Below are 20527 nucleotides of genomic sequence, written 5' to 3'. Positions count from 1 at the left end.
AAGTACATTAAATTTCAGTTAGTTCTTGTGATGTTTCAGTGTTATAAACATCTTTATCTAATTCACCTGTCACACGTGCAGTTGCAACACCTGCAGTCATTGAACCATTTACATTTAACGCTGTACGTCCCATATCAATTAAAGGCTCAACAGAAATTAAAACACCTGCAAGGGCTACTGGTAAATTCATCGCTGATAGGACAAGGATTGCAGCGAACGTTGCACCACCGCCAACACCTGCCACACCAAATGAGCTAACTGCCACTACAGCAATCAATGTTAAAATGAATGATGGCTCTAGTGGGTTAATTCCAACACTTGGTGCGATCATAACAGCAAGCATAGCTGGATAAATACCTGCACACCCATTTTGACCAATTGACAAACCAAACGAACCTGAGAAGTTTGCAATCCCCTCTGAAACACCTAAACGATTTGTCTGCGTTTGAATATTAAGTGGTAATGCACCTGCACTTGATCTTGAAGTGAAGGCAAATAACAATGTCGGCGCCACTTTTTTTACATAAGTGATTGGATTTAAACCTGACGCAGTTACAATCAATAAATGAACAATGAACATAACGAATAACGCTACATATGAAGCGATAACGAATTTACCCATATTGTAGATTGCACTAAAATCTGATGTTGCAACAGTTGCTGCCATAATTGCCAAAATACCGAATGGAGTTAAACGTAAAACGATTTTCACAACACCCATTACTAGAGCATAAATTGCATCAATCCCAACTTTTATTGTATCAGCTGTCTTTTCGTCTTGACGCTTAACTGCTAAATAAGCAAACCCTAGAAACGCTGCGAAAATAACAACTGCAATTGTTGAAGAAGAACGTGCACCTGTTAGATCTAAAAATGGATTAGCAGGCAGTAAATCGATAATTTGTTGTGGTAATGTTTTTTCACTTATATCAGCTGATTTTGCAGCAATATCTTCACCACGTTGCATTTCCGCATCACCTTGTACAATTTGCGATGCATCCAATTGAAAACCTACTGCTGAAGTAATGCCAACTGCCGCAGCAATTGCCGTTGTACCAACTAAGATGAATAAAATAAGTGCAGCCATTTTACCAAAGTTTTTGCCGATAATCACTTTCGTAAACGCTGAAAGTATTGAGATAAACACTAATGGCATTGCTACCATTTGAAGTAATTTTACATATCCCGAGCCAATAATACTAAACCATCCAACGGAATCCACTAATACTTGTGCGTCAACGCCATACGCAAAATGTAAGATTAAACCGTATGCAATCCCTAAACCTAGTCCAGCAAATACCCGCTTTGAAAATGATATATGTTTGCGGTGCATAATAACTAATAAACCAATGAGTAATACAAGTACTACAACATTGAGTAATGTCAATAAAGTATCCATAGTAAATCCTCCTAATAAAGAACAACATAATGATAAATATATAGAATACCATAAACCATTAATACCTATTGGTCAAGTAGGTTTTAAAGAAACTTATAGATGGACTTTATATTCTTCTTTCTTGTAGATTTATAAGATATACTAAAGAAAAGAAATAATGGAAGAAGGTGTAGCGTATGGTTGTAACATTCTTTTCATTTATGGTATCCCTCATCTTATCGTTGAACATCTTATTAGCAATCCCCATTATATTTTTAGAACGACGTGAGCCTTCCTCAACGTGGGCTTGGATATTAGTCCTTTTCTTCTTCCCGGTAGGCGGTTTCATACTTTATTTATTATTAGGTCGAAAATTACGTAAAAAGCACCTTTTCCGTTGGGAAGGTCGCAAGAAAATTGGGATTGAAAAACTAATCGATTATCAAATGGAGGCAATTGAAGATGATACCTTTGAATATCGTTTAGATGATGCAGCTCATTATAAAGACCTTATTTATATGCACCTAAGTACAAATCATGCTGTGCTAACACAAGATAACTCTGTGAGGATTTATTCTGATGGTGCTGAAAAATTTAAAGCTTTGCTAAAAGATATTGAAACCGCAAAAGACCATATCCATATTCAATACTATATTTTCAAAATGGATAACTTGGGAAGACATATCTACAATGAGTTAATAAAAAAAGCAAAGCAAGGGATACAAGTAAGAGTATTATATGATGAAATGGGTTCTAGAGGAGTACACAAGCGGCATTTCAAGGATTTGATAGAGGCCGGTGGTGAGGTGGAAGTATTTTTCCCATCAATTTTACCTCTCATTAACCCCCGTTTGAATTACCGAAATCATCGCAAGCTTGTTATAGTTGATGGTCGAACAGGATACATCGGTGGATTTAATGTCGGTGACGAATATCTTGGATTAAACAAAAAATTCGGCTACTGGCGTGACACACATTTACGTATAGAGGGAAGTTCTGTACATCCACTTCAAACTCGCTTCATTTTAGACTGGAATCAAGCATCTGATAATCAGGATATTGAATATTCTGATCGATACTTCCCTACGTTTTCCCGTAAAGGTGAAGTTGGTTTGCAAATAGTATCTAGTGGACCTGATTCAGAATGGGAACAAATTAAAATCGGCTATGTAAAACTAATTGGTATGGCTAAGAAGTACGTTTATATTCAAACACCATATTTCATTCCTGATGATAGTTTTATGGATGCAGTGAGAATTGCTTGTTTATCAGGAATTGATGTGCGTATTATGATTCCTAACAAACCTGATCATATGTTTGTTTACTGGGCAACCTATTCATATATTGGTCAACTCATTAAAGCTGGGGCTAAAATCTATATTTATGAAAATGGCTTCTTGCATTCAAAAATGATCGTCATCGATGATGAAGCCTCTACAGTAGGTACGGCTAATATTGACTTCCGTAGCTTTAAATTGAATTTTGAAGTGAATGCATTTATCTATGATCGAGAAACTTCCCATCAATTAGCAGAACTGTTTGAGCAAGATATGCAGTTAAGTACCGAATTAACACCCGAAAAATACGCTAATCGCTCTCGAATGATTAAAATGAAAGAATCAATATCTCGGTTGCTATCACCAATTTTATAAACAATAAAAGCCTTCTGAATTTATGTTCAGAAGGCTTTCCTAATATATAGTATTTTATTTTTCGATTTCTAAGTATTCTTCTAATGTACTTTTATTATTATAGATATCTTTAGCAATATCTTTACCTACGTAACGGAAATGCCATGATTCATGCATATAACCTGTGACATTTTCTTTTCCTTTGGGATAGCGCATGATGAAACCATATTTATGGGCATTTTTTGCAAGCCATTTCCCTGCTTCAGTTTTCCCAAAACCTTCATCTGCAAAAAACTGTTCACTTCCTACCTCACCGATATCAAAAGCTAACCCTGTTTGATGTTCAGAATAACCCGGACGAGCACTATATGTATCTGCTGCTTCTTTGCCATCCCTATTTACATAATTCGCATACAACTCAACTTGACGATCATAAGAACGATAAGTACTAAAAGCATTAAAAGTATATCCTTCAAGAATTCCTGCAGCATTTAATTCTTCAAAAGCTGCACGTGCTTCAGGATCTTCACCTGGAGCAAAATCAGCAGGTAAAGGATACCTTTTACTTGCGATTAACAGATCGCTTATATACGTTGCTTCTTTAGGAAGTTCTTGTCCAACAATATATCCACCAGCATCACGTACTACTTCTTGCTCATTTTTTTTTGGATTTTGCGTTTCTAAACTCTCTTTAGAATCCACATCCTCTTGGAATGTTTCAGTTGTTTTTGATGATTGTTCATCCTTATTTTCAGCATCTTTATTCCCACAACCTGACATTATTAGCGCAAAAACCGCAAATGAAGCCATCATCTTAAATGGAAATTCGATATGGTTATTTTTACTCATTACAAATCGATACCTATCCTTCTTTTGTATATTTCCTATCATTTATTAGTAATTCTAATGAATCACCAATTACCAATTCTCTTTTATATAGACGCTATGTAAGCTTTAATGTTTCATTTAACAATAAAAACGATATCTAGCAATCGCAAGATACCGTTTCATAGTAAGGTTACATGAAGTTAACTACTAAAATCGCTAACGTAGCTACACCGAAGAAAATAGACATTCCTCTCATCCATTTAGCCTCTTTTTCAAAACCTTTTTCCTTAAAATCTTTTGCTCTAAATGCATTTGTCACCGTGAACATTAATGTCATGAACAGTATAGCCACATTAAAATTCTGTTTAATGATGAAATATAGCGCCAGTAAACTTGTAATGACAACAAGCACACCCGTAATATGTTTTGCTTTCAAAGTGTTTTCCTCCAAAAAAATCGGGACACTATCTGCCCCGATCACTGTATTACTATTCTGCTGTTTTTTCCGGATGTTGCGAATAGAACTTACGACCAAGATATGTTTGGAATATTAAAATCGCACCGCTGACAGACCAATAAAGTGGTAATGCTGCCATACTAGAGAATGAGATGAACATAATCATAATTGGTGAAATATACATCATCAATTTCATTTGCGACTTTTGCTGTTCAGGAACAGTCCATAATGATACTTGTGCTTGAACGAAATAAATCACACCAGCAACTAATGTCATAATAATATCCGGTGAACCTAAGCTAAACCATAAGAATTTATGGGCTTGAACCTCAGTTGAATAAAGGATTGCATAATAAAGACCCATGATAATTGGCATTTGTATCACTACTGGTAAACAACCCATATTCAATGGATTGACTCCATGTTTACGATATAGACCCATCATTTCTTGTTGCAATGCCATTTGTTCTTCTTTTGTTTTTGCTGCTTTTAATTTCTTTTGGATATCATCCATTTCAGGTTTTAACTTATCCATTTTCGTCTTCATACCTTGTTGATGCTTATAGTTTTTAAGCATAAACGGCATTAAGATAAGTCGAATAAGAACCGTAATTAAGATGATTGCCAATCCGTAACTATCTGTAAATAACGTATTTCCAAAGAAATCTAAAACAAATTCCATTGGTTTTACGAACAAACTATAAAAAAAGCCTTCTTGGTTTTTCACTGAATCACAACCAGCTAGCACAAATGGCACTAAACCAAGCATTGAGAGTAACCCAAGTTTCTTCTTCAATTTTCTCACCTACAATTTCTCAAACTATAGTGAAGTATACCTTAAATATATAGTACTTTTCAAATCAAAGAAGAAGTAAACTATCATTATTTTCAAATATTTCGGTCTGGCAGTTGGAAACGAAAGTATTCATGATTTGGTTGATCTCTAAAGTGCTTAGGAGTCAGCCCCACATACTTCTTGAAAATACGTGTATAGTAGCTCTGGTTACAGAAGTGAAATTGCTCTGAAATATCTGAAATACTTTTATTTGTATGCCTTAAATAATACTGCGATTCCTCTACACGTCTTACGTTCAAATACTCTACCAATGTAATTCCCACATGCTCCTTAAAGATACGCGACAGATGGCTTGTACTAATTGTAAAGTACAAAGCAATATCTTCTACTGATAAGTCTGTCTCCACCTCATCATCGATAAACATAATGACTTTATTGACGGTTTGATGCTTGTAAGAAGGTTGTTTTCTTTCAGAAATCACATAAATATAGAACTCTATTAAATCATCCGCAAACTGCAAAAATTCTGCATCATTCATACGTTGATCAATCATCTCAACGCAAGCGGCGTTAAAGGCAAATGCCTTTTTAGATGGTGCCTGGTTTTCAATAAGCCTTCTGGTAACAACTGATGAAAGTACAACAAAATAATGCCTGATTGCTCTGAAAAAATGCTTCCCAGACCGCTCTGATAGTATATCGATTAGACGACGCAAAGATTCCTTAGAAGCTTCAGCCTCTAATTGATAAATCTCTCTCAACAATTGGGATTCAATTTCAAAAAATCTTTCAATACCCTCATAACGGTTCATCGTTTCAATCTCTTGGAAATACCTCTTTGAAATAGCTTCTGAAATAGAATATTGGTGTTGTAGCATATACTCCCCATCTTTCTACAATATGCGCATGTTTTATAATAGACTTTAAATAACTATATAACGAAAATGGTAATATGAAAATAGTTTTATGCCTTTCTAAGCAAAATTTGTAAAAAAAGATATTATAGGTCGTTATTCTCACTAATTTTACAGGTGATTTATATATATTATACATAATTTATCCATAAATAATAATTAAAGGGCATCTTTTTTGTTCATGTTGGAAAGTAAACTACAATTCTTTACAAACTCTTATGACAAAACTATAGTATCAACCATGCAAAGCATGTACCTTTTGTTTCACCCTTAATTCATTAAATTATTTTTCAATATTAAAACGATTCTATTTACTTAAATTCCACTTTAAACTATAGTAAAATGTTAGGAAAGTACTTAAGAATGGAAAGAAACGAGGTAAGGATTTATGGATCCACGATCTATCGAGGAATTGATACAGATTATTAAGGAGTTTTTCCCTGATAACACTTCTATCGTTATTTCAGATACTGAAGAATACTTATATTATCAGCCAAGCAAAAAAGTTGATTTAAAAATCAAACCGGGTGATTTAATCCCTGAAGGTTCAGCAACACACCAAGCTCTTCGTTACGGACAAAAAATTAATTCATTTATCGAACCTGAAGTGTTCGGCGTTCCTTACTATGGAATGAGTATTCCGTTAATGGAAGAAGGGGAAACCAAAGGGGCTATTACAGCTATTTTTCCACAAAAGCCATCTCCTTTCCTTACAAACTACATTACGATTAAAATCGATGATTGTTGGTACCCTGTCAAACATAAAGAGGTTATCTATTTAGAAACTCAACTACGCAAGACTTTTGTGAAAACAATGCACAAAGAAGGCTACCACCGTTTGAATTTAAGTGATCTAGAGCTTTTCTTATCGCCGGACTCTTTCATCCGTTGCCATCGTTCATACATTGTTAATATCGATTTTATTGAAGAAATCCAACCAGATTCTCATTCAACCTTCTTATTAATTATGAAAGATGGGACAAGAATTCCTGTTAGTCAACGTTACGCAAGCTATTTCCGACGTTCACTGGGATTCTAAGTAAATATAAGAAAAAGCTGTCTTTTAAGACGGCTTTTTCTCGTTTTTGCGTTTTTTTTCTCGTTCACGCTATTTTTAAGCCTTTTCATGCTTTTTTCGAGCAAATGTGACAATTCGATGATAATATAAAAAATAGGTATAATCTTCATTCCTGGCTATTTTATAGAAATAGAAATTTCATGTGATAATGATTAAAAAGCATTCATTAAGCAGAGAGGATGATAGTAATGACAGTAAAAATCGAAGAAAGACTTCGTCATGCAGAACTTGCGAAAAAAGTAATTACAGCTGAGGAGGCTGCATCTTTCATTCAAGATGGTATGGCACTAGGTTTAAGTGGCTTCACACGTTCAGGGGATGCAAAAGCAGTACCAATGGCTTTAGTAGAGCGTTCTAAAAACGAAAAGTTCAAAGTTGATGTATATACAGGTGCATCTCTAGGATCTGATATCGATACTATCATGTCTGATGCTGGTATTATTGGTAAACGCGTACCTTTCCAATCTGATAGCGCTATGCGTGGTCACATTAACAATGGTGACATGTACTATATCGATCAACATTTATCTATTACTGCTGAGTACTTACGTCAAGGCGCTATGAAAGGCGTAGACGTAGCTATCATTGAAGCAGTAGCAATTACTGAAGATGGTATGTTAATCCCAACTACTTCTGTTGGTAACTCACCAATTTTCGTTAAAACTGCAGATAAAGTAATTATCGAGTTAAACCTTGCTTCTTATCCAGCTCTTGAAGGTATGCACGATATCTATATTCCAGATAACCAAGGTGAACGTGGTCCAATTCCATTGTTAAATGCTTCTGACCGTATTGGTACAATCGGTATTCCTTTGGATTTAGATAAAGTTGCTGGTATTGTAATTACAAATCAAGAAGACTCTGAATCTGCAATCGTACCACCAGATGCTGAAACAGACCAAATTGCTTCACACTTACTTGGTTTCTTACGTAATGAAATCAAAGAAGGCCGTCTAACTGAAGAACTTGCTCCAATGCAATCTGGTGTTGGTTCAGTTGCAAACGCTGTACTCCACGGTATGTTAGATTCTGAATTCAAAGATTTAGAGGTTTACTCTGAAGTTTTACAAGATGCTGTATTCGACTTAATCGATGCTGGTAAAGTAAAATTTGCTAGTGGTTGCTCTACAACACTTTCTCAAGAGAAAATGGAATCTGTTTATCACAATTTAGAAAAATACAAAGAAAAAGTATTATTACGTCCACAAGAGATTTCTAACCATCCAGAACTAATCCGTCGTATGGGGTTAATCGCGATTAACACTGCTCTTGAGCTTGATATCTACGGAAACGTAAACTCAACTCACGTAAGCGGAACTAAAATGATGAATGGTATCGGTGGATCAGGAGACTTTACACGTAATTCCCGTGTATCTATCTTCGTTACTAAATCATACGCTAAAGGCGGCAAAATTTCTTCAGTAGTACCATTCGTATCTCACGTTGACCATACAGAACATGACGTAGATGTAATTGTAACTGAACAAGGTTATGCTGATTTACGCGGACTTGCTCCTCGTGAACGTGCAGCACTAATTATTGAAAACTGTGCTCACCCTAAATTCAAATCTGCATTAAATGCATATGTAGAAGAAGCAAATGCACGTGGAGGACAAACTCCTCATGTATTAGAAAAGGCTTTTGAATTCCATACAAACCTTGCTAAATACGGTCAAATGTTAACTCCAGAACTTGAAGAAGTAAAATAATTCAGTTCTAAATGGCTTACTATAAGAGGTTGTTCAAATCTTTAAGATTTCGAAGATTTGGGCTCCTCTTTTTTTGTATACATTGATCCTAAAAAATAAAGCCAACCGTAAATCAATTACGGTTGGCTTTTAAATTATTTTTTTTTATCATCTGCAGGTTGTTCTGGATCACCGAAAGAATCATCTTGTCCATCATCCTGCACCTCTGCATTGTAATATTGAACGCTTGTTAGCGCACCTTCATCTACCATTCTAGAATCACCCTCGTCATAAGGGTTTGGGTGTCCTGCTTCAGTTAGCTCAGAATAATTGTGTTTCTGTGCTTCAATAAATGAATTAACTTTTACCTTCGTATTATTAAATGCAACTACCGCTTTATCACGGTTTTCTTTTTTTCGGAAATATGCATATGCACCTGCTGCTATACCAGCTATAACTAGAGATTTACCTTTTGCCATTGAACATCATTCCTTCCAATATTTTGTTTCATCATACTATGTTATTTACCTATTATCCAAATAACTAAACATGACATTTCAATTCACTTTAAAAAAACACTATTTTTTTCGTTTACAAACCATATCAATATGAGGCAAACATTCCATAATGTATTCCTCTGAAACAGCCTCAAATCCAAACGCACCATAGAACTTTTGTAAATAGGCTTGAGCTTCTATAAATAGGTCAGCTTCAGGCCAATTACGTTCTAGAATTGCCATTACTCTTTTTATGAGTTCTTGTGCTAGCCCTGTACCTCTGGCTTCTGGTAAAACGATCACTCGTCCTAATGAAGCCATTTCGAATTTTTCGCCTGGTGGTACAACTCGTGCATAAGCAATTAGTTTTCCATCTTTTTCATATGTTACATGTACACAATTTTGATCATGGTCATCCAGATCTGCATAATATGCCTTTTGTTCAACTACAAATACGTTTATGCGCAATTGTAGTATGCGGTATAGATCCGTTGTTGTTAACTCTTCAAATGTCTGTTCTTTCCATGCCATTATATATCACTCCTTAGTATTCATTATTTCACATTTTCTATACCTTTTCGACCCGAATACTGCTAAGTAAATAAAAAAATCGGACAATTTTGAAATAGGTTCAAGAATAGTTCACATAGCTTTTTCCCACCATTTCCAAAAATAATTTAGAGTTCTCTAAGAATATTACACCCAGAGATAATTAATATTATTTTCCACCTTATGCCTACAATAATAAACGTATTTATAGTACTCTCTTCTTGATTAATGGCCATTAATAGATAAGTCGTACATTTCATTTGCGAAAAAAATTCGAACACTGTATATTTAAATAAGTAAGTGAACACTTACTAACTTTTTCTTAAGGGAGAGATTTTATCATGGCAGAACGCGTAGTAGTCATTACAGGGGCAGGTAGTGGAATTGGTCGCTCAACAGCAATTAAATTTGCAAGTAAAGGGAACAAAGTAGTTGTAGCCGATTTCAACGAAAAAGGTGGACAAGAAACTGTTGATATGATTAAAGCTGAAAATGGCGAAGCTACTTTTGTAAAAGTTGACGTTTCTAAATTCGACCAAGTAGAGGCAATGGTAGAAAAAACTGTAGAGCTGTATGGCTCTTTAGATGTGGTATTTAACAATGCAGGAATTGGTAAAATTATTCCATTCTTAGATTATACAGTAGAAGATTATGAACGCGTTATTGGTGTTAATCAGCATGGTGTATTCTACGGCATGCTAGCAGCTGGTCGTAAAATGCGTGACCTTAATATTAAAGGTGTAATTATCAACACAGCTTCGGTATTTGGATATCTATCAAATCAATATACATTTGCTTACCAAGCATCCAAAGGTGCCGTACGTATGATGTGTCAAACAGGTGCACTTGAATTAGCACCATATGGTATTCGTGTTGTAGGTGTTGCTCCAGGAACTGTTGATACTCCAATCGTACAAGGTTACAAGGATGCTGGTCTAACTGATAAATTAAAAGGTAATCAAATGCGCGGTGATTTAATCAAACCTGAAGCTATTGCCAATGCCGTTTATCTGCTATCATTGGAAGAAGCAGATGTTATTAACGGAAGTGTGGTAATGCTTGATGACGGATACGCATCATTCAAATAAACAAACAAAAGGTGCTTTAACAAAGCAGAAAATTATAGTAGAAGCGAGAAACCTTTTTTATAAACAAGGCTTTGATGCTACTTCTACGTCCCAAATTGCTAAAACAGTCGGTGTTTCAGAAGCTGCATTGTATAAACATTTTAAAGGTAAGATGGCACTATTACTTGCAACAGTAGAACCTGCACGTTCATATGACAAAGAGGAAAGTTATTATGCTATCCTTTCTAATATAGATTTAATAAGTGCTTGGACTGATCAAATAATAGCGACAGTTTTCCATAATCGTCCTCAGTATTCAATTATTTTCTCAGAGTCTCCAAGACATCCTGAACTATCCGAAAACTATATTCGGCACATTCATCAACTAACAAATGCCGATAAAGAGTTGTTAAAACGTATGGATGAAGGAAAGTTACCAAAGCTCGACCTTATTCTCTTTCAAGTAGGCTTGATTGGTTCATTTCTTGCAATGCTAACGCATAAAAGTATTTACGAACCCAATCTTAACCTACAAGAAATACCTGAAGATATTCACCATATACTTTTGAGCATAGTAGAAGGGAAACTGTTTCAACAATAAATAAAAAGAGCTCTCAGTTTTTTACTGAGGGCTCTTTTGTCCTATTCATTTACATAAAAAGTATCAATTTCTTCAACTTTTGGTTTTCTTACAAAGCTCATAATTGCTGCAATATAAAATAGAATTGCTGTTAGCGATACAATTCCTGCACATACACCTGCTAATATAAAGAAAGTGCCTGCTACATTTTGTTTATCACTTTTTCTAATATACACAACACCTAAAATGCCCAACACAAGCGATACTACTAATAGAGCAACGCCAAGCCATCCAAATGCATTTATGTAAGTTGGCATATTCTCGATGAAAGTAGTTACCGCTTCAATCTCTCCTGAAGTTAAATTCGGATCATTCTGCACATCTGACAATACTTCATCTGTGAATGTTGAATCATTCGCAAATGTTGAGATACCGAACATCATTATAGCAAGAGCAATAATTACAATTACATTTAAAACAGAACCAATAATACCTAAAGCCAATTCTCCAGTTCTCTTCATCTAATCACCTCTTAATTATCATTTCTACTTACTATACGGTTTTCCTTTAAATTGGTTTCACTTTTATTAAAAACAGCCCACTAAATATTCAGTGAGCTGTTTCGTTAAACCTAATATTTAATTGTATGAAAGTAATTATACTTTAATGTCATCATATGCGTTTGATTTTTCAAAAGCGGCTACTACATACGTGCAAACAGCTTCAATCTTGAAATCTTTTTCTCTAGCATAATCAGCTGCACGATCTAATAGTTTTTTAGCAACACCTTGTCCACGTAATTTTTCAGACACAAATGTATGGTCAACAACCATAATATCCCCTAATTTCGTCCAACAAATTTCCGCTAATAGTTCATCATTTTCTTTGTACTCAAAAGCGAATTCTTCGTTGCCACGATTATTTAATTGAAATTCCATATTACACACCCCTTTTTTAATTTAGTGTAGCACAATTTATTCTGACAGTGTTAGCGGTCGCAATTTCGCTTCAATTTTTTCACGTTGAGGCTCTAAGAATGGTGGCAATGCTAATTGTTCTCCTAAAGTTTCAAGAGGTTCATCTGATGTAAAGCCCGGCTCATCTGTTGCTAATTCAAATAATATACCGTTTGGTTCACGGAAATAAATTGACCGGAAATAAAAGCGGTCTACTTTGCCTGAAGTATGGAAACCATGCTCTCTCAATTTATCTTCCCATAAATCATATTCTTCAAAAGTATTTACTCGGAAAGCGACATGATGTACGCTTCCTCTACCTGGACGTTCACGTGGTAGGTCTGGTCGTTCTTCAATATGCACTTCAGCACCTGCACCACCCTCACCTGTCGTATAGACAATAATATCTGGCATATTAGGTATTGCTGATGCATATGTTCCCACTTTTTCAAACCCCAAAACTTTCGATAATACGGTTTCAGTTGGCGTTGCCATATGGACAGTTAATGTTACAGGTCCTAACCCAACTATCGCATACTCTGCTGGTATATCCGTTTCTGTCCATGCTTTTCCATAAGGTACACCTTTCCCATTATCTACTACAAGCATTAATCGTGAGCCTTCAAAATCACGAAATGTTAGCGTTTGGCGACCGAAGCGCTCCAGTACCTCATCATGCTCTACATCTAATTCTTTAAAGCGATTCAACCAATATTGTAATGCTTCTTTAGATTTTAATCGAAAAGCTGTGTTGTTAATACTTGAAACACCAGGATAAGTACGACCTGCTACTGGAATATCGAAATACGTCATATCTGATCCAGGTGTACCGACTGCATCTGCGTAAAATAAATGATATGAAGATGTATCGTCTTGGTTAACGGTCTTTTTCACAAGACGCATCCCTAAAATTTTTGTAAAAAAATGATGGTTTTTTTCTGCGCTAGCTGTAATTGCTGAAACATGGTGAATTCCTGCTAAATGTAATGACATATCAAATGCCTCCTATTATATAAAAAATCCCTTTAAATATATCTCGAATTCGAGATATTTATTAAACACATATTATCACTCTAATATTTCTATTGCAATTACAATGCTCAGTTAATTTTCCACCACACAAAAAGACTACTCCATACCTTTGGTACGGAGTAGTCTTTTAAAATGGCATTATCAGCACTTAGTTAAAAATACCACTAATGCCGTCCATTATTTTTTGGAAAAAGTTTTTTACACTTGCCCAGAAGCCTGTATCACTATTAATGTCTTCTGAAATGCTACCTAGTTTATCTTTTAATGTACTACTTAAGTCTTCTAGTTGACTTCCCCATTTACTAAAATCGATATCTAAGTTACTGATTTTATTCATCAGATCAATTAGTAGTTGGCGATCTTGATCGCTTAAATTAATTTCTAATTTACTAAGTTGTTCGTTTACTATTTTTTCAACGTCTTCTTTTGTTGCTGGTTTTTGTTCTGCAATTTGCTTTTTAATTTCAGTTAATAGTTGGCTTACTTTTTCATCATCAACACCTGATTTTTCTGCTAAGTCCGTTGCGACAGAAAGCTCTTCATTCGCCACATCTGTACGTTCAGTGTCTAACTTTTCGCCAGTTGTCACTTCATATGCTTTATAAATACCTACAAGTGCAGAGTGTCCTGTAACTGCTTTAGGAGCGGCTACTTCTACTACAGCGTCCTCAATACCAGCTGTTAACATAGCATTTGAATACATATCTGATGTTACTTGCGTAATATTTTGTGGTGTTACAATATTAATGACTAATCCTGATCCAGCATCTTTACGCGTAATCTTCGCTGATGAATACATGCGAGAACGTGCATCACCATCTGAGATGTACTTCACTAAATCCGCACCTCTTACTGTAATCTCTTCTACTTCCGCTTCACTTGCTACATCTAGACTTTTCTTTACACTTTCCTTTTCTGTATCTGATAAGTTACCACCGTAAACAACGATTGGCACTCCTAATTTTTCGTTAATACCTTTTGTTGATGAAGTATCAGTTGTGCTTGCAAAGCTATTAGATGGTGCTACAACTGAGGTTGTTAAAAACATGGCCGTTAAGACGGCTAAAAATTTCTTTTTCATCTTTATTTCCTCCTTCATTTACATGTCATTCATATACGTTATTAGAGTCGATTTTTTCTAATGATGCGTGCAAGAACAATTATTAGTAATGAGCCTTCTTTTCGAACAGATTCTTTCTAGGTAATCTGAGCATGTAACTACATCATTACATTATTTAGATGGCAATTGCTGTATACTATAATTTTATTTATTTTCTCACCTCTATTTATTAATACGAAAAAAAGGAGCAAAAAGTTTCTGAAAGTATGGAAACTTTCTACTTTTGCTCCATCAATTTTATTCTTTAATTTCTGTCCAGCCATCTACTTGTGTAATTCGACCGGCTTTCATTAATGTTCCTAAAGCACGTTTAAATGATGCTTTACTCATATGGAACATCTCTTTAATTTCCTCCGGTGACGATTTATCTCCAAATGGCATTTTACCGCCAATTTCTTGTAAGTAAGCGAAGATTTTTTCAGCGTCATCCGATAGGCGTTCGTACTTACGTGGTAACATTGAAGCGTTAATCGTACCATCTTCTTTCACTTCAATTACACGTACTGAGATATCTGCACCAAGGCGAGGCTCTGCATTACGCTCTGATTCGTGTACGAAAATACGATAAGGTTTGTCTACGCCAATAAGAAAAGTTCCAACTGGCAATAAACGATACGGACGAGCGATAATATTTTGGTTGAAAAGTTCTGGTTCTGCATCTTCGTACATTTCCAATACCTTTTCTTCTGTAGCAAGGCGTCCGAATAAACCTCCATCACGGTCTGTGCGTAACGTGATGAATAAATGGTTACCTGGTTCAGGCCATAGTGGCTTAAGCTTCGGTAAATCTTCCGCTGGTACTAATACTTCTCTTGAAGTACCAATATCAACATAAGCACCATCACGATCTTTTACATGTAATACGCGTGCCCAGCCGTATTCATCTTTATTAATATGAGGGATAGCCGTTGTAGCGGATAGATTTCCTCTACGGTCAGCAAATAAAAACACCTCAATTTTACTATTTAATTCTAAAGGCTCCGTTACTTCCGAAATATTGAGTGGAATATCAACATAATCATTAGTAAGAATATACTTTGATTCTTGTTTTTCTTTCACAAATAATTTAACGATATCGCCTGATTGTAATTCTGCCATACATCTAGCTCCCTTCATATGACATATCATTCACTTTGCTGAGTTTTTAAATCCTCAAGCTGTTGAATAAATGTAGGATTTTCTTCCATAACTTGTATTAAATCTGCAATGCGGTCTATGGAATTCCAACTCAAATGATGCTCTATTCCTTCAACATCATTGTAAATTCGTTCTTCATCTACACCAATTAGCCTTAAAAAATTCTCTAGTAGATCATGTCGTTCTACTAAACGCTTGCCTAGCTTAGAGCCTTTAGGGGTCAACATGAGGCCTCTATAACGTTCGTACACTAAGTATCCATCTTTATCAAGCTTCTGAACCATTTTGGTAACAGAGGAAGGAAGAACTGACAATGCTTCAGCGATATCCGATACGCGTGCATAGCCTTTTTGATCAATTAATAAATATATTTGTTCGATGTGGTCTTCCATACTCGGTGTCGGCATCTCATGTCCCTCTCTTTCCATATCCTACTCTATAGTTTACTACAAGGACTAATAAAACGTAACCTATAACAGTAAAAGCTCGTACCTATTACAGAGGATTGTTCTTTTAATGTCCAGATTTATGGCTGACAATGTGAATAGCATGAATGATTTGTTTATTAATTTGCTCGATACTATCTGGTGTTTTTAAGATAGCATATACTTTCTCACGCTCTTCTTTTGTTGTCACAAAATGATTATCTAAATGATTTAACGTAATAGCACAAATATCTAATTCGCATTTTTGGCAGCGACAAAATGTTGGATAGTCAGGACCATGAATGGTGAAAGACACCAATCCTCGCACGATTTCTTCTGTTACGTTCAACAATTGTACTTCTTCTGTAACTGGCGAGGGTTTCATTTGTTCCGTCATATTATCTCTCCTTCAATTACTTCCGACAATTCCCTTATGTTTAGGTTTTTTTAAAAGGGGAATTGTTTATGCATAACAACAAAAGGGGTGTTCCTAATGGGGAAACTGCTATGGTGGATTATAAGTATTTTAATCGTATTTTGGTTATTGGGTTTACTTTTTAAAATTGGTGGCGGTCTCATCCACATTATCTTAGTTCTTGCAGGTATTCTGTTCTTCGTTCAGTTACTGGCAGGAAGGAAATCATTATAACATTCGAATGCCAATGCGTAAACGCATTGGCATTCGGTTTTTTATTGTGTTTTCGCGTATATACAAGTATCTCGCAATGCTTTACCGTTAGCAGAAAGCGAATCATTTTTAAAAATGCCTTCTAACTCATAATGTGCTCGTTCAGCAACAGCTCGACTACGAATATTTTCAGTATCACAACGAATTTCTATACGTGCTGCGTGTAACTCTTCAAAAGCAAATTGTGTAATTCGCTCGACTGCTTCTGTCATATAACCTTTACCTTCATGACGTACATCTAACCAATAGCCAATTTCAAATTTCGGAATATCCCAATCAATTTTGTGCAAACCAGAACTTCCTATAAATTCTCCTGTTTCTTTCAAGAATATATGCAATCTCAATTCTTTTCTAGCTAAAAAATCTGCAATAGCTAGCCGAATATTCTCTCTTGTTTCTTCAGACTTAGGCAAAGTTTGCGCCCATTGCATGTACTGTTTTAATGAACTTGCTGATTGAATAATCGAATCCCAAACTACTTCGGCATCTTCCATAAGTGGCATACGTATAATCAATCTTTCTGAATTAAATGAGTTAGGGAAATCCCAGTTTTTTTCGAAACGAACTTCCTCTTTCATTTTTTCGTCGTCCCAACTAACAGGCGTTGTTTTGCCTTCTAAAAAGTCTTCACGAGTGATGCCATATGTGACAGCATCGTAATATGCATACTCTTTTGGCACGAACCATGCTTGTCTTAAATGTGCTTCTTTTAAGAAACCAGCTCGCTCAAACGTTTTACGCATAGGAAAGTTATCTTGTCGTGTATGCCCTTCAAGGCGAATTTTCTTTTCTGGCATACGAAATACATAATCTGATATAAGCTTTAATGCAACAGTACCATGCCCTAATCCTCGCCAATTCTCCGCAATACGTAAGTCAAAAAGAGGTATTTCATCTTGTAGATCATAGATTTTCACCATACCTACCTTTTCACCTTCATCGCTTTCCAACCAGAACGTCTTTACCTCTTCTGATTCGTAACCACCCTCATCAATCGCCTTTTCAATTAGTTCACGACCAGGATGAGAATTGACGTGATATGGCCACGTATTCATCGTCATAAAATGAATTAACTGCTCCTGTTCCTCCATTGTCCACTCTATTAGTTTCACAACACTCGACCTCCGATTACACGATACCGTTATTTCTGCATGCGCATTAAACGTAACGAATTTAATACTACTAGTAGGGTTGCACCCATATCTGCAAAGATAGCAATCCAGAGTGTCAACCATCCTGGAATTATTAGAAGTAATGCTATCAATTTTAGCCCTAATGCAAACATAATATTTTCTTTAACAATTCGCAACGTTTTTCGACTAAGTCTTATCGTATATGGCAACTTTTCGAGGTCATCAGCCATTAATGCGACATCCGCTGTCTCTAATGCCGTATCTGTACCAGCACCACCCATCGCAATACCAACTGTTGCATTCGCTAAAGCAGGAGCATCATTTATACCATCACCTACCATAGCAACAGAACCATACTGTGACTGTAATTCCTTCATTGCCTGTAGTTTATCTTCAGGTAATAGTCCAGCACGAATATCTGTTAACTGCAGCTCCTGTGCTATAGCTCGAGCTGTGGGCTCTGCATCACCAGTTAACATAACAGTATGTGCAATACCATTGGCGCGAAGTTTTTGAATGACACTTACACTATTACTACGAACTTTATCTGCAATTGCTATAGAGCCAAGGAAAGTTTCCCCAGACATTGCAGCAATGACAGATTTCCCCTCTTTTTGAAGGTTGATAATCGCAGATTTCATAGCTTTAGGAACATTTACGGTTTCTTGAATCCATGTTAAACTCCCAACAGAAATACGTACACCTTCTATTTCTGCATACGCTCCCTTACCTGTCACAGATTGGAATTGCTCAGCAACTGCTGGTTGTATCTTATGTTCTTTAGCATGTTGTAAAATCGCTCGAGCTAATGGATGCTGAGATGACTGTTCCACTGCAGCTACTAAACGAATCAAAGTTTCTTCAGTTATATGTTCCGCTACTAATACATTTGTTACTTCAGGAACACCATTCGTTAATGTACCTGTTTTATCAAACGCAATGGCTTTTATACGCCCAAGTTGCTCTAGATAAACTCCACCTTTTATGAGCACTCCTTGTCTTGCTGCGTTTCCAATTGCTGTGACGATAGCCACTGGGGTTGAAATAACAAGTGCACATGGGCAACCCACTACTAAAACCGCTAATCCTTGATATATCCAGTGATTCCAATCTCCCAAAAATAGTGGTGTTATAAAAGCCACTAATAAAGCGATTAAAATAATCAGTGGTGTGTAATATTTTGCAAACTGATCTACAAACTTTTGGGCAGGAGCTTTTTCTGCCTGGGCTTCTTCTACTAAATGAATAATTTTCGCAATCGTTGTATCTTTTACATGCTTCGTAACAACGATTTCTAACGCGCCTTCTTCGTTCAATGTTCCAGCAAATACTTCGTCACCTGTTTCTTTCTTCACTGGAATGGATTCACCCGTAATTGGAGCTTGGTTAACACTTGAAATACCACTTTGTACTTTACCGTCCATGGCAATCTTTTGACCGGGTTTAACAATTAAAATATCACCAATTAGAATGTCCTCTGTAGCAAGTTCTACTAATTGATTTCCTCTGCGTATCATTGCAGTTGCTGGTGCAATATCCATCAAACTACTAATTGACTGTCTAGCTTTATTCATTGAATACGCTTCTAACGCCTCGCTAACAGCAAATAAAAAGACAACAACTGCCCCTTCTTGCCATTCACCTATTATTGCAGCTCCAATAATGGCAATCGTCATTAACGTTTTCATATCAAATTCTAACCGGATTAAATTTTTAAATCCTGTTTTAAAAATATCATATCCACCAATCACTATTGCTAATAAAAATAGCGCAATTGCTGGTAAATAATCATCGCCTTTAAACGTTGCTGTTAAATACCCTGCTAACACGAATACTAACGAAATACCAGCTAAGATATTTTCTTTCTTTTTAAAAAAGGGAGTGTTCTTCTCAACCCTTCTGTCATCTGCGCGTTTAACTTTTATGCCATCAAAGGCCCCCGCTTCTTCAAGTTGCTCTATTGATGCTTCTCCTATTACAGTGAGCTTAGCTGCTCCAAAATTCAATTGTACTTCTTCTACTGTAGAGATATTTTGAATGTTTTTTTCAAACTTTTTTGCACAACTTGCACAAGATAAATTCTGCAATCGATATTCCTGTTGCTCACTTTTCTTCAATGCAATCCCCTTCTTTCGAATGTTCATAAGCAATTTTCACAAGCTGTTCAACATGGTCATCCGCAAGTTCATAATAAATTAGTTTCCCCTTGCGATGCGATTTTGCTAATGCATTATCACGTAAATAGCGTAAATGATGTGAAGCTGTGGCTGTGGATGAACCAATAATGGCTGCTACATCACAGACACACAACGATTTTTCAATTGTTAATGCGTATAGAATCTTTAATCGTGTTTCATCTGAAAATGCTTTAAAGAATTGGGCTAATTTCTGCAATTCAGGAATTTGACTTTGTACTCGCTCTACCGCTTCTTCATGTACTTTAGTTACTTCACACATATCTTTTTGCATTTTTTCCCTCCTCATTCAAATATCCATTTGATTGTTGATAACAGTATACATTTTTTACATATATTATTCAAATGTCTGTTTGATTGTTCAAGACACTTTTCTCC

General features: G+C 35.9%; 23 protein-coding genes. 6 read left to right on the top strand and 17 right to left on the bottom strand.

Annotation, left to right across the window (positions count from 1 at the left end; genetic code table 11):
* Window positions 1-7: 7 nt before the first annotated feature.
* Window positions 8-1399, bottom strand: a complete 1392-nt coding sequence (locus tag MHH98_RS01810) for an L-cystine transporter (RefSeq protein WP_038185982.1) — start codon at window positions 1397-1399, stop codon at window positions 8-10.
* A 176-nt stretch (window positions 1400-1575) separates the two neighbouring features.
* Between MHH98_RS01810 and cls the strand changes: the two genes are divergently transcribed.
* Complete coding sequence (cls, locus tag MHH98_RS01805; protein ID WP_038185985.1) at window positions 1576-3030, top strand: cardiolipin synthase; 1455 nt, start codon at window positions 1576-1578, stop codon at window positions 3028-3030.
* Window positions 3031-3084: 54 nt separating this feature from the next.
* Here cls and MHH98_RS01800 read toward each other — a convergent pair whose 3' ends face one another.
* From MHH98_RS01800 to MHH98_RS01785, 4 genes are all read right to left on the bottom strand, one after another.
* On the bottom strand, window positions 3085-3858 hold the full coding sequence (locus tag MHH98_RS01800; RefSeq protein ID WP_038185988.1) for a M15 family metallopeptidase: 774 nt from the start codon (window positions 3856-3858) through the stop codon (window positions 3085-3087).
* 169 nt (window positions 3859-4027) lie between these two features.
* Window positions 4028-4273 carry a hypothetical protein gene (locus tag MHH98_RS01795; protein WP_038185990.1) on the bottom strand — a complete coding sequence of 82 codons (246 nt, stop codon included), beginning with the start codon at window positions 4271-4273 and terminating at the stop codon, window positions 4028-4030.
* A gap of 52 nt (window positions 4274-4325) precedes the next feature.
* On the bottom strand, window positions 4326-5090 hold the full coding sequence (gene yidC / locus MHH98_RS01790) for a membrane protein insertase YidC (protein ID WP_038185994.1): 765 nt from the start codon (window positions 5088-5090) through the stop codon (window positions 4326-4328).
* A 92-nt stretch (window positions 5091-5182) separates the two neighbouring features.
* On the bottom strand, window positions 5183-5968 hold the full coding sequence (locus tag MHH98_RS01785) for an AraC family transcriptional regulator (RefSeq protein ID WP_038185997.1): 786 nt from the start codon (window positions 5966-5968) through the stop codon (window positions 5183-5185).
* Window positions 5969-6392: 424 nt separating this feature from the next.
* Between MHH98_RS01785 and MHH98_RS01780 the strand changes: the two genes are divergently transcribed.
* Both MHH98_RS01780 and MHH98_RS01775 read left to right on the top strand, forming a co-directional pair.
* Entirely contained in the window at window positions 6393-7043 is a 651-nt protein-coding gene (locus MHH98_RS01780) for a LytTR family DNA-binding domain-containing protein (protein ID WP_038186000.1), read from the top strand.
* 227 nt (window positions 7044-7270) lie between these two features.
* Window positions 7271-8791: an acetyl-CoA hydrolase/transferase family protein gene (locus MHH98_RS01775; protein WP_038186003.1), complete on the top strand. Its 1521-nt coding sequence runs from the start codon at window positions 7271-7273 to the stop codon at window positions 8789-8791.
* Between the two features lie 134 nt (window positions 8792-8925).
* Here MHH98_RS01775 and MHH98_RS01770 read toward each other — a convergent pair whose 3' ends face one another.
* Window positions 8926-9249 carry a hypothetical protein gene (locus tag MHH98_RS01770; protein WP_340712194.1) on the bottom strand — a complete coding sequence of 108 codons (324 nt, stop codon included), beginning with the start codon at window positions 9247-9249 and terminating at the stop codon, window positions 8926-8928.
* A gap of 99 nt (window positions 9250-9348) precedes the next feature.
* Entirely contained in the window at window positions 9349-9798 is a 450-nt protein-coding gene (locus tag MHH98_RS01765) for a GNAT family N-acetyltransferase (protein WP_038186006.1), read from the bottom strand.
* Window positions 9799-10157: 359 nt separating this feature from the next.
* Between MHH98_RS01765 and MHH98_RS01760 the strand changes: the two genes are divergently transcribed.
* Window positions 10158-10904, top strand: a complete 747-nt coding sequence (locus MHH98_RS01760; protein WP_340712193.1) for an SDR family NAD(P)-dependent oxidoreductase — start codon at window positions 10158-10160, stop codon at window positions 10902-10904.
* Window positions 10879-11484: a TetR/AcrR family transcriptional regulator gene (locus tag MHH98_RS01755; RefSeq protein WP_038186022.1), complete on the top strand. Its 606-nt coding sequence runs from the start codon at window positions 10879-10881 to the stop codon at window positions 11482-11484. The genes MHH98_RS01760 and MHH98_RS01755 overlap by 26 nt, the downstream gene beginning before the upstream one ends.
* A 41-nt stretch (window positions 11485-11525) precedes the next feature.
* Here MHH98_RS01755 and MHH98_RS01750 read toward each other — a convergent pair whose 3' ends face one another.
* From MHH98_RS01750 to MHH98_RS01720, 7 genes are all read right to left on the bottom strand, one after another.
* Window positions 11526-11984, bottom strand: coding sequence for a DUF4064 domain-containing protein (locus MHH98_RS01750; RefSeq protein ID WP_051448739.1), 459 nt, complete (start codon window positions 11982-11984; stop codon window positions 11526-11528).
* A gap of 135 nt (window positions 11985-12119) precedes the next feature.
* Window positions 12120-12401, bottom strand: a complete 282-nt coding sequence (locus tag MHH98_RS01745; protein WP_038186025.1) for a GNAT family N-acetyltransferase — start codon at window positions 12399-12401, stop codon at window positions 12120-12122.
* Between the two features lie 36 nt (window positions 12402-12437).
* A complete protein-coding gene (locus MHH98_RS01740; RefSeq protein WP_340712192.1) occupies window positions 12438-13412 on the bottom strand; it encodes a ring-cleaving dioxygenase in 975 nt (324 codons plus the stop codon).
* Window positions 13413-13599: 187 nt separating this feature from the next.
* On the bottom strand, window positions 13600-14532 hold the full coding sequence (locus MHH98_RS01735; protein ID WP_038186031.1) for a DUF1002 domain-containing protein: 933 nt from the start codon (window positions 14530-14532) through the stop codon (window positions 13600-13602).
* A 276-nt stretch (window positions 14533-14808) separates the two neighbouring features.
* Window positions 14809-15669, bottom strand: a complete 861-nt coding sequence (locus MHH98_RS01730) for a CvfB family protein (RefSeq protein WP_038186034.1) — start codon at window positions 15667-15669, stop codon at window positions 14809-14811.
* 26 nt (window positions 15670-15695) lie between these two features.
* A complete protein-coding gene (mntR, locus tag MHH98_RS01725) occupies window positions 15696-16115 on the bottom strand; it encodes a transcriptional regulator MntR (RefSeq protein ID WP_038186037.1) in 420 nt (139 codons plus the stop codon).
* 106 nt (window positions 16116-16221) lie between these two features.
* A complete protein-coding gene (locus MHH98_RS01720) occupies window positions 16222-16530 on the bottom strand; it encodes a late competence development ComFB family protein (protein ID WP_235175745.1) in 309 nt (102 codons plus the stop codon).
* Between the two features lie 96 nt (window positions 16531-16626).
* On the opposite strand from MHH98_RS01720, the gene MHH98_RS01715 reads away from it, so the two are divergent.
* Window positions 16627-16782, top strand: a complete 156-nt coding sequence (locus MHH98_RS01715; protein ID WP_143691046.1) for a lmo0937 family membrane protein — start codon at window positions 16627-16629, stop codon at window positions 16780-16782.
* 41 nt (window positions 16783-16823) lie between these two features.
* Here MHH98_RS01715 and MHH98_RS01710 read toward each other — a convergent pair whose 3' ends face one another.
* The 3 genes from MHH98_RS01710 to MHH98_RS01700 are packed head-to-tail and all read right to left on the bottom strand — an operon-like array spanning window position 16824 to window position 20423.
* Entirely contained in the window at window positions 16824-17933 is a 1110-nt protein-coding gene (locus MHH98_RS01710; protein WP_038186040.1) for a GNAT family N-acetyltransferase, read from the bottom strand.
* Window positions 17934-17962: 29 nt separating this feature from the next.
* Window positions 17963-20098, bottom strand: coding sequence for a heavy metal translocating P-type ATPase (locus tag MHH98_RS01705; RefSeq protein WP_076034775.1), 2136 nt, complete (start codon window positions 20096-20098; stop codon window positions 17963-17965).
* The gene (locus MHH98_RS01700; protein ID WP_038186058.1) at window positions 20058-20423 is read right to left on the bottom strand and encodes an ArsR/SmtB family transcription factor; all 366 of its coding nucleotides are present in this window, start codon (window positions 20421-20423) and stop codon (window positions 20058-20060) included. The genes MHH98_RS01705 and MHH98_RS01700 overlap by 41 nt, the downstream gene beginning before the upstream one ends.
* Window positions 20424-20527: the final 104 nt, after the last annotated feature.

The sequence above is a fragment of the Viridibacillus sp. FSL H8-0110 genome (assembly GCF_038003565.1).
In the GTDB taxonomy this organism is placed as follows: Bacteria; Bacillota; Bacilli; order Bacillales_A; family Planococcaceae; genus Viridibacillus; species Viridibacillus arenosi.
The sequence above is the reverse complement of the archived record's forward strand: the minus strand, read 5'-3'. Positions and strand labels throughout refer to the sequence as shown.